Genomic DNA, 12,468 nt, shown 5'->3' on the forward strand with positions numbered 1-12,468 from the left:
GAACTTCCTGAAAGCCATGGACAAGAGTCCGCCCGGCCTACTAGTTTCAAGAAGGAGGCAAGCTCACGCAACACGTCACAAGGCCGACGAAGAGGGTGATCATGAACCAGCCAGAACCGCAACAACACGAAGCGGAACAAACACCTAGTCCGCAGCCTTATCCGCCCAGGGATCCGCGTGCGGGCTATTACTCAGGATCCTTCCCCCAACAAGAGCAAAAGCAGCCGGGACTGACCGCGCCAATGGATCCCGTGCCCGACCATGGCGAACTCTCGTACACCGGCCATGGCCGGCTGACGGGCAGGGCAGCCCTCATCACCGGCGGCGACTCCGGGATCGGGGCAGCGGTCGGCATTGCCTTCGCCCGCGAGGGTGCCGACGTGGCTTTTACCCACCTTCCGGAAGAGTCCGAGGACGCCCGTACTACCTCCGGCTGGATCCAAGAGGCCGGCACCAAGGCCTTGACCTTGCCGGGCGACTGCCGCACAGAAGAGTTCTGCCAGCAGGCAGTGGAACGTACCGTCGCCGAATTCGGCCGGCTGGACACCCTGGTCCTGAACGCCGCATACCAAAAGAACCGCGAAGGACTCGAGACACTGCCCACCGAGGAGATGGACAGGGTCTTCAAGACGAACCTGTACTCCTTGATGTGGACGGCCCGGGCGGCCATCCCCCACCTCAAGCCGGGCGCATCCATCATCGTCACTGCCTCTATCCAGGCATTCAACCCCTCGCCCGAGCTCATCGACTACGCCATGACCAAGGCTGCGCAAGTGGCCTTCACCAAGGCTCTCGCCCAGGAGCTGGGACCCAAGGGCATCAGGGTCAACGCAGTGGCCCCGGGACCCATTTGGACGCCGCTCATACCTGCGACGGAGTGGCCGGACAAACTGCCGGACTTCGGGCAAAACACGCCGCTCGGCAGGGCCGGGCAACCGGCGGAGCTGGCTCCGGCCTACGTCCTGCTCGCCTCGGACGAGGGCTCGTACATCTCTGGAGCTGTTCTCCCGGTCACTGGCGGAAAGGGCCTTTAGAAGCCGCCCTCGATTTTCCATTCCCGATTTTCGATTCTCTTTCCATCAAAAAAGTCAACCAGCACGGAACGGACGGTATTGACATGGACAAGCAGCACGCAGCCGAGGAAGAGGAAGCCGGAGGCTACGGAACTCCGACGCCGGAACAAGAAACGGCAGGACGCGACGCCCAGCAGGCCAATCAGGGGGAATCCGACGGATCAGCCGCAGTGCCGTCGGCAGATGCCGAACTGGATGAGTCGAACGACGACGGAAACAAGCCAGGGAGCTCTTTCTCGTCCGAACCAAAGGGCGATGCAACAGGCCTTCCTCAGGATCAGTCCCCGAAGGACGACGACGGCGAAACCTTCGACGCCGGCTAAACCCGCCAAAAGTCCACAAACATCCACAGGAACGAGTGAAAGCAAGGAGCACGAATATGGCCACCGTTAATCGAACAATCGACGTAGAGGTTCCCGTGTCCGTTGCCTACAACCAATGGACCCAGTTCGAGTCTTTCCCGGAATTCATGAAGGGCGTCGAATCGGTGGAACAAATCGACGAGACCGCCCTGCATTTTTCCACCAACGTCGGCGGCGTCAAGCGCGAATTCAACGCCCAAATCCTTGAGCAGGTCCCGGATTCTCTGGTCAGTTGGGTCAGCATCGACGGACCGAGGAATGCCGGCACCGTAACCTTCGAACCACTTGGCGCTGACCGTACCCGCGTCAACGTCGAGATCGAATGGGAGCCCGAGACCATCACCGAAAAGGCCGGCTCGCTGGTGGGTATCGACGATATGCGGGTTTCAGCAGATCTCGACAAGTTCAAGAAATTCATCGAAGAGCGCGGCCACGAGACGGGCGGATGGCGGGGTTCGGTGGCCGCCGGCGACGTCGAGGACTCCGGCGAAGCAGCCTACCCTGCCGGGGCCGCATCGGAGCTTCCCGCCGTCGATCCTGATATGACGGCCCCCGCGGCCGCGGAAGCAGCCGACGACGGCGACCCGAACCGCGTCGGCCAGTACACCGAGGGCGACTACGGCACCGAGCGGGTCACGGATCTCCCCACCGAGCGGATCGAAGGCGACTACACCACGGAAGCCCGACCCGGCACGGAAAAAGGGCCGCGTCCGTCGGACCGCTGAGTCCCGGCGCATTCCGTGGGGTCGGCCACCAACAGGCCGGCCCCACGGAAGCCCCCGAAACATTAATGACGAATCGAGGTGCAACCAATGAGCGAGTTCCCTCCAGACCCCACACGCGACCCTAACGTCGACCCCACCCGCGAACCTGGTCCAAGCCCGACGCCGGAGCCGGTGCCGTTGCCGGAACCAGGGCCCACGCCTGTGCCCACCCCGGGTCCGGAACCTCAGCCCGGGCCCCGCCCGGGAACCCCCGAGCCGGTTCCACTGCCCGAGCCGGGACCTTCTCCCGTTCCGGAGCCGGGTCCGGATCTTCCCTTCCCGCCGTCGCGGCCCTTGGGAGAACCGCCCCTCACGCTTGAGTGAGGTCGCTGCCCACGAATTTTGACGTCCGGGATGGAGGTCCCAACCATGACGGTAAAACTCAACAAGAAGGCCTTCGATCATGCGAAAAGCCTGATCAAGGACAACAAGGTGGTTATCGATACCAGGGACGACTGGAGCGAACACGCTCCCTCGACGAAGGACGAGAGCGCCTTCCTGGACAAGAACGGCAGCGCCGAATATTCGAAATGGTTCCTCGGTGTGGACGATGAGCATCCCGAGGGACAGAAAGGGCGCTACAAGTTCCCCTATGGAGACTTCAAGAAAATCCATAGATGCGCCGTCATTTCAGGCGAAAGCCGCGCTGGCCAATACGACCATGACGACATTCGCGACGCCTTGGGGACGTTGCTCAAACGGTTGGACGAGCACTAAGCAGAGAGGGACCGGGCATGTCAGAGCAGAGGACAACTACCGAAGCCCCACGGGAAATCGAAGATACGGATTCCATTCGCGCCTTGGCGACGCAGTTGCGGGTGGACTCCATCAGGTGCAGCACCAACGCCGGCTCGGGTCACCCGACGTCGTCGTTGTCTGCCGCCGACCTCATGGCGGTCCTCCTCGCCCGGCACCTTCGCTACGACTGGGAACATCCGGAACTGCCGAACAATGACCACCTCATTTTCTCCAAGGGCCATGCCTCACCCCTGCTGTATTCCATGTACCGGGCTGTGGGCGTCGTCGGGGAAGATGAGCTGCTGAATACCTACCGCCAGTTCGGTGCCCGGCTTCAAGGCCACCCGACGCCGTTGCTGCCTTGGGTGGATGTGGCGACCGGCTCGCTGGGACAAGGGCTGCCCGTCGCCGTCGGCGTCAGCCTCGCGGGCCGTCACCTCGATAAGCTTCCCTTCCACACCTGGGTGTTGTGCGGCGACAGCGAACTGGCTGAGGGGTCCATCTGGGAAGCCATCGACAAGGCGGCCTACTACAAGCTCGGCAACCTCACCGCCGTCGTGGACGTCAACCGGCTCGGGCAGGACGGCCCCACCGAACTTCAATGGGACGTGGACGCCTACGCCAGGAGGGTCGAGGCGTTCGGGGCCCGACCGCTCATTATTGATGGCCATGACCTCGCCGAGATCGATGACGCCCTGCGCCAGGCCCGCAGCGAACACGATACGCCGACGGTCATCCTGGCCAAGACGATCAAGGGGAAAGGCGTCCCTGAGATCGAAGACCAGAACGGCTGGCACGGCAAAGCGCTGCCGGCGGACATGGCCGAGAAAGCCATAGCGGAACTCGGAGGGCCGAGCGACGTCCACGTGACCACCGGATCTCCCGAGCCCGGCACTCCGGCAATCACTCCGGACTCCCGCGTGTCCATCGCTCTTCCTGATTGGAAGATCGGCGACAAAGTCGCGACGAGGGCTGCCTTCGGCGCCGCCGTTTCCGCGCTTGCAGTCCGCCCCGAACTGGTGGTCCTCGACGGCGAGGTGGGGAATTCGACCCACGCCGGGGATTTCAAGGAGGTGGCCCCGGACCGGTATTTCGAAATCTTCATCGCCGAACAGCAGCTCGTCGCCGCCGCCACCGGCCTCTCGGTCCGTGGCTACGTGGCTTTCGCCTCGAGTTTCGCGGCTTTCCTCGTTTCGCGGCCATTCGACTTTATCCGCATGGCCGGAGTCTCGGAGGTGGACCTCCGGCTCGTCGGCACGCATGCCGGAGCTGAAATCGGACAAGATGGTCCTTCGCAAATGGCATTGGAGGACATTGCCGCCATGCGGGCGGTGCACACTTCCACAGTGCTTTACCCGGCCGACGCCCCGTCCACGGCGCAACTCGTTCGCACCATGGCCGACACGCCCGGAATCTCCTACCTGCGCGCCACACGGGGCGCCTATCCCGTGATCTACGGTCCGGACGAGCAGTTCCCCCTTGGCGGAAGCAAGGTGCACGGCGCCGGACCCGACGACCAGGCCTCATCGGCGCCGGAGTCACGCTCCACGAATGCCTCGCCGCTGCGGAGCAACTGGCCGAATCGGGGATCAAAGCCCGCGTCATCGACCTCTACTCCATCAAACCGATCGACGTCGACACTTTGCGCCGAACCTGCCTCGAAACCGATGGCCGGATCGTTGTCGCGGAAGACCACTACGCCCAAGGCGGCATCGGCTCAGCCGTCCTCGAAGCGCTCGCAAGCGCCAACACTCCCAAGCTCCATTTGGCGCTGCTCGCCGTGAGGGAACTTCCTGGTTCCGGCGAGCCCAAGGACCTGCTCAACGCAGCGGGTATTTCGGCACGCCACATCGCCGCCGCCGCCCGCGACCTTGTTGCGGAATAGAGTCAGACCCTCGCGGCGCGCGGCGCTGAGACCGAACCCCTCCGGACCAGCCGGGCGGAGAACTCGGGCCGGTCCGGCGCGGGTTTCCGACCCTCGATCTGCCGGATCAGTGCACTGGCAGCGGCCACGCCCATTTCGTAGACAGGTTGGGCGATGACAGTCAGCGGTGGGCTGGTCAGGCGGGTCCAGGAAAAGTCGTCATACATCAGGAACGAAACATCGTCCGGGATCGAGAGGCCAAGCTCTTGGATGGCTTCGACGACGCTGAGCGCTATGAGGCCGTCGGATGCCACAATGGCCGTGACGGGCTCGGGCCTGAGAAGGAGTTCGCGGGTGATGTTCCGGATGGAATCCGCGTCGCCCGCGTTGAGTCGCACTTGGTCCTCCGGGAGGGTCAGTCCGATGTCCGTGAAGGCCCGTTGCATCCCCTCCAAACGCTCCGAGATCTGCGAAGAATCCAGAACCATTCCGGCCCGGTACGCAGAGCCGGCCTTCAGCGTGGAGACAAAAGCGATACGACGGTGGCCGGACTCGAGAAGGTACCGGGTCGACTCGTAGGAAATGTCGGCCATGCTCACCGCGATCGTCTCCACGTCCAATCGTTCGGCCTTGCGGTCCAGGAGCACGAGGGGCCGTCCTGCTTCGTGCACGTGTTGCAAGTGTTTTGTTTCAACGGAGGACGCGGGGGCGACGATCAGCCCATCAACGCGCTTGTCCAGCAAGACCTGGACCGCTTCGATTTCCGCGGTGAGTTCTTCATCAGTGTTAATCAAAATAACGTTGTAGCCGCTCTTCTTGGCGATGTCCGTGATGCCCCGCGTCGCGAGTCCGAAGTGGGGGTTCTCGATGTCGCCGACGACCACCCCGATCGTGTTGGATTTGCCGGTGTTCATGCTGCGGGCCAGTTCGTTCGGCCGATAGGAAAGTTCCTCCGCCGCGGCTAGGACACGGCTCCGGACATCTTCGCTGACGGCCCCGTAATTTCCCAAGGCGCGGGCGGCCTGTGCCTTGGACACTTGTGCCGCTTTCGCGACGTCGGCCACGGTAATCTCGCGCCGCCTCGAACCATTGCTGCTCATGCATGCCTTCCGAACGGGCCTTGACGGCCAGTGTGCCTTGGGTTACATTTTTTGCAACCCCATGTGAGTCCGGTCTCAATCCTAGCCACTGAGACCGGACTCAACAAGGGAATTGCACAAGGCTTCAAGGCCGCTTCGCATCTCATGATTGGAAAATTCGCTGTGACTAATCGACTGAACCTCCGCCCCGGGGCGATCGTTGCGGCTGCTGTCGCAGCCCTCTTGGCGCTGAGCGGGTGTGGCGGATCGACCCCTGCCTCGTCGTCAACTGCTGGAAATCCCTATGGCCTGATCGAACCCGGTACCATCCGCGTGGCCAGCCTGGGAGACGCCAAGCCATATACGTTCACGGACGCCACCGGTAACTTCACGGGTTTCGACGTGGAACTGTTCAAGGATGTCGCCCACCGCGCCGGAGTGGACAAAGTGGTCTTCACCGGACAGGACTTCTCGGCGATCCTGCCAGCCGTTGCCAACGGCCAGTTCGACGTAGGGGTGGCTGCCATCGGCATCACGGAAAAGCGTAAGCAGACCGTGGACTTTTCCAACGGTTACCTCGCCGGTTACCTGACCGTCCTGACGAGCAAAACGTCGGGAATCAAGGACGTCAACGGCCTCGGCGGGAAGCGGCTGGGGGTGGTTCAGGGCACGCTGCAGGAGGCATACGCCGTCAAGAACTTCCCCACCGCAAACCTGGTGCGGTTCCCGGATAACAACTCCGCGATTTCCGCCGTGAACAGCGGCTCGGCCGACGCCCACTTCCTCGACTACGAGGCAGCAAAGTCCTACGAACAGCAGTTCGGCCTGGTCAGCGCCGCCGATATTCCCTCCTTTGACGCACCAGCCGGCTTCGCCCTGGCCAAGGACAAGACCGCCCTCAAGGATGCCCTGAACAAGGGACTGGCCGCCGCCATGGAAGACGGCACGTGGAAGAAGCTCTACCAGAAGTGGTTCCCGGGATCCCCGATGCCTACGCAGTACCTGCCCAAGGCTGAGCAGACCGCCAGCCCGGCGCCCAGCAAGTAGTCCAACCATCTTGCGGGCGGGCGGACCAACCGCGGTCCGCCCGCCCAACAGCCACCTAAGTCTGAGAGCAAACCATGGACTGGTTAAGCACCATCACACGAACCTTCTTCGATTTCGGCGCAATGGCCGAGGTCTTCCCGCAACTGATCGGCGTCGGACTCCTGAACACACTGATCATTTCGATCTCGGCGACGATCATCGGCGTCGCGCTCGGTATGGTCGTTGCCGTCATGGGGATCTCGTCCTCCGCTTGGCTGCGCGTCCCTGCCCGCGTGTACACCGATCTATTCCGGGGCCTTCCGGCCATCCTCACCATCCTGCTGATCGGCCAAGGCTTCGCCCGGCTCAGCCAGTCGATCTTCGGCCCCTCCCCGTATCCGCTCGGCATCATCGCGCTAAGCCTCATCGCCAGCGCTTACATCGGTGAGATCTTCCGTGCCGGCATCCAAAGCGTAGACAAGGGCCAAGGCGAAGCATGCCGTGCCCTGGGCATGAGCTACGCCAAGTCGATGCGGCTCGTGGTGGTGCCCCAGGGCATCCGCCGGGTCTTGCCGGCTTTGGTGAACCAGTTCATCGCCATCGTCAAGGACTCTTCACTGGTGTATTTCCTCGGCCTGCTGGTCGGCGAGCGCGAGCTCTTCCGGGTGGGCCAGGACGCCGCCGTGCTCTCCGGAAACCTCTCACCGCTGGTCATGGCCGGTGTCTTCTACCTTGTCATCACCGTCCCGCTGACCCACCTCGTGAACTACTTCGACAGCCGGTTCCGTACGGGACGCCGTCGGCCGAGCGCGCCCAGCAGCGGCCTGAAGGAAGTCACAGAACTCGACGCGGTTTCGCCGCAGATCACCGGGAGCAACACATGAGCGCCAGCACCAGCACAAACAGCACCGCCGCCAGTGTCCAGACATTCCACGGTTCCAGCCTGGAGCTGAGAAACCTGACCATGGCCTACGGGGACGTCGAGGTGCTGCGCAACGTCAGCCTGGACGTCGCACCCGGCACCACCACCTGCATCATCGGCCCTTCCGGGTCCGGCAAGTCGACTCTTCTCCGAGGCGTCAACCGGCTCCACGAACCCAAGAGCGGCGATGTCCTCCTGGCCGGCGAAAGCGCGCTCAAGGTCAAACCGGACATCCTGCGCAGCCGTATCGGCATGGTGTTCCAGCATTTCAATCTCTTCCCCGACCACACCGCCCTTGAGAACGTTGCCCTGGCACTGTGGAGCGTGAAAGGAATGTCCAAGGCAGCGGCCAGGGAACGCGCCCGCCGCAGCCTTGCCGAAGTCGGACTCGCCGAACGTGCCGACCACCGCCCCCGGGACCTGTCGGGAGGCCAGCAACAGCGCGTCGCCATCGCCCGGGCGCTCGCGATGGAACCCGAGGTCATGCTCTTCGACGAGGCAACGAGCGCCTTGGACCCCGAGCTCGTCAAGGGCGTATTGAACCTCATGGCCGGCCTGGGACGCCGCGGGATGACCATGCTGGTTGTTACCCACGAAATGGGGTTCGCCCGGAAGGTCGCCGACCAAGTGGTGTTCATGGATGAGGGTGAAGTCGTGGAGTCAGGCACCCCGGCCGAACTCTTCGACAACCCCCGCAGCAAGCGGCTCCAGCGATTCCTCTCGGAAGTGCTCTAATGGCGGGATCTGCAGAGGCACGCATCCGCACCGCCGTCGTTGGTTTCGGGATTTCCGGAAAGGTCTTCCACGCGCCTCTTATTGCGGCTGACCCCGGCTACTCCCTCGACGTCATCGTCACCGCGGACCCGGAACGCGCGGCGCAAGCGGCAAGGCTCTACCCCGGCGTGCGGATAGTCCCCACCCCGGAGGAACTGTTCGCGCTGGCCCCGGACCTGGACCTCGTGGTCCTCGGCACTCCCCCGCTCACCCACTTCGACCTTGCCGCCACCGCGATTGCCCACGGCCTCCACGTGGTAGTGGACAAGCCGTTCGTCACAACGTCGGCTCACGGAGAAGAGCTTATCGCCAGGGCGTCCGACGCCGGTGTGCGGCTGACGGTATTCCAGAACCGCCGGTGGGACGCCGATTTCCTGACCCTACGGAACGTCCTGCGGGAAGGAGGGCTGGGTGATGTCCGAACTTTCGAGTCACGGTTCGAGTGGTGGCGTCCGGAAGGCTTCGGCAATTGGCGTGACACGGCGTCGCTGGCTGAGGGCGGCGGCATCCTCCATGACCTCGGCGCCCACCTGATCGACCAGTCCATCCAGCTTTTCGGCGCCGTCGCGGATTGCTATGGCGAGACCGCCAACTATGGACCTTACCCGGATGGAGCAGACACTGAAGCATTCGTGTCCCTTCTCCATGTCTCAGGAGTGCGATCCAGGCTGTGGATGAACGGCATGGCTGCCCAGGCAGGACCGCGGTTCCATGTCCTGGGGTCCAAGGCCGGTTATACCAAGTGGGGACTGGATGGCCAGGAGGCGGCTCTCGCGGCCGGCCTGACGCCGTCGGATCCAGCCTTTGGTGTTGAGCCCCCGGCTACCTGGGGCGTTCTGGGGACCGATGGAGACGATCGTCCCGTGCCTGCCCAGACCGGGTCGTACCCCCGGTTCTATGCCGGGCTTGCGACGGCCATCCGTGGAGGTGGCCCCTTGCCGGTGGACCCCGCGGAATCCCTTGAAATCCTCAGGGTCATCGAAAGAATCCACGCTCTCGCGTAGGGCCGATCTTTCCAACTACGACACAGTCCGCCCCGCGCGGCCAACTACCCAAACCCAACGAAAGGGACAGCCATGTCCTCCATGCCCCCTACGAAAAATGTCGTCGTCATCGGCGGCGGCATCCTCGGAGTCTCCTCAGCCGTCAACCTGCTCCGCGAAGGCGCGTCAGTAGTCCTGCTCAGCGAAAAAGGCCTGGCCAGCGAAGCCAGCGGCCGCTCGCTCTCCTGGCTGAACTCCGCCGGGGAACGCTCCACGCCGTACCACCAGTTACGCCTCGCCGGCATCGACCGATACCGCACCCTGTTCGCCGCCGATCCCAGCCGGGAATGGCTGCAATTCGGTGGCGGCCTGATGTGGAACCGCGCGGGTGAGCATGACGCCACGGAAGCCCGCCACGCTTACGAGAAGTCTGTGGGGTATGACTCCAGGCTCCTGCAGGCTGAGGACATTGAACTCGCTACGCCCGGCGTCAATGCCGGCGCAGTGCCCGAGTGCGCCATTTTCAACCCGGGCGAAGGCTGGGTCAGCCTGCCGGATCTGATCGACTTCCTCATGGAGGAATTCCATGCACGCGGTGGCCGGCTCGTCCTCAACGCCGGCAAGGCTTCCGTCATGGTCGACGGCGGCCGTGCCACCGGCGTCGAGACAGCCGCCGGCGAGACGTACCGGGCCGACGCCGTTCTCGTGGCTTGCGGCGCAGCAACCCCTGCGGTCGTCGCGCCGCTCGGCGTCGTCATCCCGAACGGCTCCCCTGTCTCGATGCTGGTGCTGACCAAACCTGTTGACCACGAAGTAAGGGCAGTCATGAACACCCCGCGCGCGGCCGTCCGGCCGAATCCGGGGAACACCCTTGCGCTGGACCACGACTGGCACGAAAAGCACATCACCGAACACGAGGATGGTTCGTTCAGCATCCCGGACGGCATCGTCCAGGAGCTCGCCGACGAGGGGTCCAAGCTCATCGCAGGCAACCCCGAACTCAAGCCGGCGTCCTGGAAAATCGGCTATAAGCCCATTCCGGGCGACGGTGAGCCCGTTCTCGGCGAACTCGGCCAAGTGCCGGGCTGCTTTGTCGCCTTCACGCACTCCGGAGCGACGCTCGGCCTCATCGTGGGTGAACTGCTGGCGGGTGAAATCCTCACGGGAAGAAAACACCCCATGCTCTCCACCTTCCGCCCCGGGAGATTCTCCTAAGGCGACTTGGCAGGATGGCTGGCGCCCGGGAGAACGGGCCCAGCCATCCGGTGTCGGCTCCGCGTCACAAACGGCCGTTTCCGCGCCAAATTCGCTGTCCCGAATATCTAGGGGTGAACAATCCGGTCACCCTTATTATTATCTAGTGGATGGGGGCGAATCCGAACGTACGTGGGACTTGCCGGGATGAAACATCAGGAGCTGGCAGTGTCGGAACCTTTGGAGTCTCAAGACCCACTTGCCGAGCCGGAACCCGTGCTGGTTCCGGGTGACCGCATCGACAGCCTTGCGGCCCTTCGCGGGCAGGCTCAGGAAATCATCGACGAAGTCCTCAGCGGGACCGAGCCCAGTGGCGAACGCCTTCGCGCAAAACTGAGAGCAAGCATCGCCAGGCACCCCGGATTCCCGGAGCTGGCACTGCTTGAGCACCTCATGAACCGGGCGAGCGGCAGTTGACCCGCCGCGTCGCGGCATAAGAGACCGACGACAAGGGACCGACGGCGCACTGGGGGACTCACCTGGGTCTCAGCAGGCAAGATGCGCCGCCGGCCGTTTTGGTCCAGCTCCAATTGTTCCACTCATCGCCTGCCGGGGCCACCTTCCAGGCCTGTCAATCAGTCCTGCTTGCGCGCCCGGCTCGGCTGGACACGCATCGGCTCGCCCGGCATCTTCGGGTAGTCAGGCGGGAACGGCATCTCACCCAGCCCGGCACCGACGTCGCGCTCCCACCATTGAAGCAGGACGTCGATCTTCCCCGCTTCTGAGTTCATCGCACCCCACGGATCGCCAATGGCTTTCAACCTGTCCGGCACGGAGAGGATGGTCAAGCTTTTGGGATCGACCGTCCCAAGTTCGTCCCACGTGATCGGGCATGAAACAGGAGCATGGCCGAGGGCCCTCGGGCTGTAGGCGCCGGCTATGGTGCGGTCACGATTGGCTTGATTGAAATCGACGAACACCCGTTCACCGCGTTCTTCCTTCCACCATGCCGTGGTGACCTTGTCCGGCATCCGTCGTTCAAGCTCCCGTGCGGCGGCGATCACGGCGTGCCTTACGTCCAGGAACTCATGAGATGGCTCGATCGGGGCGTAGACGTGGAGGCCCCGGTTTCCGGACGTCTTGATGAAAGCGGTCAGCCCAGCCTCAGCCAAGACGTTCTTGAGTTCACGTGCCGCTGGAATTGCATCGTCAAAATCTGTGCCGGGTTGCGGGTCCAGGTCGATCCGCAGCTGGTCCGGGTTGTCCGTATTTTCTGCACGTGAAGGCCACGGGTGAAAGACCACGGTATTCATTTGGACCGCCCACACAGCGGCAGCAGGTTCATCGAGGACCAACTGGGGATGCGAGCGCGCACTCGGATAAATAACCTTCACGGAGCGGATGAACTCCGGCGTTCCTTTCGGCGGATTCTTGGAGAAGAACTGTTCGCCGTCAATATTGTCCGAAAAGCGCTGCAGCGAGACCGGGCGATCGCCGTTCGCAGCGATGAATGCGTCCCCGACATCGACGATATAGCGCGCGAGATCCAGCTTGGTCAGTCCCAGCTCGGGCCAGAGGACCCTGCTTGGACTGGAGATCCGCATCTCGCGGGGACCGTTCGGCCCGTCAACGGTGAGGGTGGTTGCTTCGGTAGCCATGGTCACAAGCTACCCCGGCTCCTCGCCCGGT

General features: G+C 63.4%; 13 protein-coding genes and 1 pseudogene. 12 read left to right on the top strand and 2 right to left on the bottom strand.

Annotated elements, in window-relative coordinates:
* Positions 1–101 precede the first annotated feature (101 nt).
* The 6 genes and pseudogenes from L0B83_RS17510 (at position 102) to L0B83_RS17535 (ending at position 4,822) form a co-directional block, all read left to right on the top strand.
* Positions 102–1,034: an SDR family oxidoreductase gene (locus L0B83_RS17510; protein ID WP_234759831.1), complete on the top strand. Its 933-nt coding sequence runs from the start codon at positions 102–104 to the stop codon at positions 1,032–1,034.
* A gap of 83 nt (positions 1,035–1,117) precedes the next feature.
* Positions 1,118–1,396 (top strand): hypothetical protein, encoded by a 279-nt coding sequence (locus tag L0B83_RS17515; RefSeq protein ID WP_268821072.1) that lies wholly within the window; start codon positions 1,118–1,120, stop codon positions 1,394–1,396.
* A gap of 56 nt (positions 1,397–1,452) precedes the next feature.
* On the top strand, positions 1,453–2,160 hold the full coding sequence (locus tag L0B83_RS17520) for an SRPBCC family protein (protein WP_234759832.1): 708 nt from the start codon (positions 1,453–1,455) through the stop codon (positions 2,158–2,160).
* A gap of 408 nt (positions 2,161–2,568) precedes the next feature.
* Positions 2,569–2,916 carry a hypothetical protein gene (locus L0B83_RS17525; RefSeq protein ID WP_234759833.1) on the top strand — a complete coding sequence of 116 codons (348 nt, stop codon included), beginning with the start codon at positions 2,569–2,571 and terminating at the stop codon, positions 2,914–2,916.
* A gap of 17 nt (positions 2,917–2,933) precedes the next feature.
* A pseudogene (locus L0B83_RS17530) lies at positions 2,934–4,397 on the top strand (transketolase); the annotation flags it as partial.
* Between the two features lie 113 nt (positions 4,398–4,510).
* Positions 4,511–4,822 (top strand): transketolase C-terminal domain-containing protein, encoded by a 312-nt coding sequence (locus L0B83_RS17535; RefSeq protein WP_234759866.1) that lies wholly within the window; start codon positions 4,511–4,513, stop codon positions 4,820–4,822.
* Between the two features lie 2 nt (positions 4,823–4,824).
* Here L0B83_RS17535 and L0B83_RS17540 read toward each other — a convergent pair whose 3' ends face one another.
* Positions 4,825–5,901, bottom strand: a complete 1,077-nt coding sequence (locus L0B83_RS17540; protein WP_234759834.1) for a LacI family DNA-binding transcriptional regulator — start codon at positions 5,899–5,901, stop codon at positions 4,825–4,827.
* A 144-nt stretch (positions 5,902–6,045) separates the two neighbouring features.
* Between L0B83_RS17540 and L0B83_RS17545 the strand changes: the two genes are divergently transcribed.
* From L0B83_RS17545 to L0B83_RS17570, 6 genes are all read left to right on the top strand, one after another.
* On the top strand, positions 6,046–6,927 hold the full coding sequence (locus L0B83_RS17545; protein WP_234759867.1) for an ABC transporter substrate-binding protein: 882 nt from the start codon (positions 6,046–6,048) through the stop codon (positions 6,925–6,927).
* Between the two features lie 74 nt (positions 6,928–7,001).
* Positions 7,002–7,790, top strand: coding sequence for an amino acid ABC transporter permease (locus tag L0B83_RS17550; RefSeq protein WP_234759835.1), 789 nt, complete (start codon positions 7,002–7,004; stop codon positions 7,788–7,790).
* Positions 7,787–8,563 (top strand): amino acid ABC transporter ATP-binding protein, encoded by a 777-nt coding sequence (locus tag L0B83_RS17555; RefSeq protein ID WP_308194020.1) that lies wholly within the window; start codon positions 7,787–7,789, stop codon positions 8,561–8,563. The genes L0B83_RS17550 and L0B83_RS17555 overlap by 4 nt, the downstream gene beginning before the upstream one ends.
* Positions 8,563–9,606, top strand: a complete 1,044-nt coding sequence (locus tag L0B83_RS17560) for a Gfo/Idh/MocA family protein (RefSeq protein WP_234759836.1) — start codon at positions 8,563–8,565, stop codon at positions 9,604–9,606. The genes L0B83_RS17555 and L0B83_RS17560 overlap by 1 nt, the downstream gene beginning before the upstream one ends.
* Before the next feature lie 72 nt (positions 9,607–9,678).
* Positions 9,679–10,800 carry an NAD(P)/FAD-dependent oxidoreductase gene (locus L0B83_RS17565; RefSeq protein ID WP_234759837.1) on the top strand — a complete coding sequence of 374 codons (1,122 nt, stop codon included), beginning with the start codon at positions 9,679–9,681 and terminating at the stop codon, positions 10,798–10,800.
* Between the two features lie 207 nt (positions 10,801–11,007).
* Entirely contained in the window at positions 11,008–11,256 is a 249-nt protein-coding gene (locus tag L0B83_RS17570) for a hypothetical protein (protein WP_234759838.1), read from the top strand.
* A 158-nt stretch (positions 11,257–11,414) separates the two neighbouring features.
* On the opposite strand, the gene ligD is transcribed toward L0B83_RS17570, so the two are convergent.
* Complete coding sequence (gene ligD, locus L0B83_RS17575) at positions 11,415–12,437, bottom strand: non-homologous end-joining DNA ligase (RefSeq protein ID WP_234759839.1); 1,023 nt, start codon at positions 12,435–12,437, stop codon at positions 11,415–11,417.
* Between the last annotated feature and the right edge of the window lie 31 nt (positions 12,438–12,468).

The organism is Arthrobacter alkaliphilus (genome assembly GCF_021483235.1).
In the GTDB taxonomy this organism is placed as follows: Bacteria; Actinomycetota; Actinomycetes; order Actinomycetales; family Micrococcaceae; genus Arthrobacter; species Arthrobacter alkaliphilus.

Coding starts and splice junctions, on each gene's coding strand:
- L0B83_RS17565 (WP_234759837.1), top strand. CDS start 9,679: ATGTCCTCCATGCCCCCTACGAAAAATGTCGTCGTCATCGGCGGCGGC.
- L0B83_RS17545 (WP_234759867.1), top strand. CDS start 6,046: ATGATTGGAAAATTCGCTGTGACTAATCGACTGAACCTCCGCCCCGGG.
- L0B83_RS17525 (WP_234759833.1), top strand. CDS start 2,569: ATGACGGTAAAACTCAACAAGAAGGCCTTCGATCATGCGAAAAGCCTG.
- ligD (WP_234759839.1), bottom strand. CDS start 12,437: ATGGCTACCGAAGCAACCACCCTCACCGTTGACGGGCCGAACGGTCCC.
- L0B83_RS17555 (WP_308194020.1), top strand. CDS start 7,787: ATGAGCGCCAGCACCAGCACAAACAGCACCGCCGCCAGTGTCCAGACA.
- L0B83_RS17560 (WP_234759836.1), top strand. CDS start 8,563: ATGGCGGGATCTGCAGAGGCACGCATCCGCACCGCCGTCGTTGGTTTC.
- L0B83_RS17540 (WP_234759834.1), bottom strand. CDS start 5,901: ATGAGCAGCAATGGTTCGAGGCGGCGCGAGATTACCGTGGCCGACGTC.
- L0B83_RS17520 (WP_234759832.1), top strand. CDS start 1,453: ATGGCCACCGTTAATCGAACAATCGACGTAGAGGTTCCCGTGTCCGTT.
- L0B83_RS17515 (WP_268821072.1), top strand. CDS start 1,118: ATGGACAAGCAGCACGCAGCCGAGGAAGAGGAAGCCGGAGGCTACGGA.
- L0B83_RS17550 (WP_234759835.1), top strand. CDS start 7,002: ATGGACTGGTTAAGCACCATCACACGAACCTTCTTCGATTTCGGCGCA.
- L0B83_RS17510 (WP_234759831.1), top strand. CDS start 102: ATGAACCAGCCAGAACCGCAACAACACGAAGCGGAACAAACACCTAGT.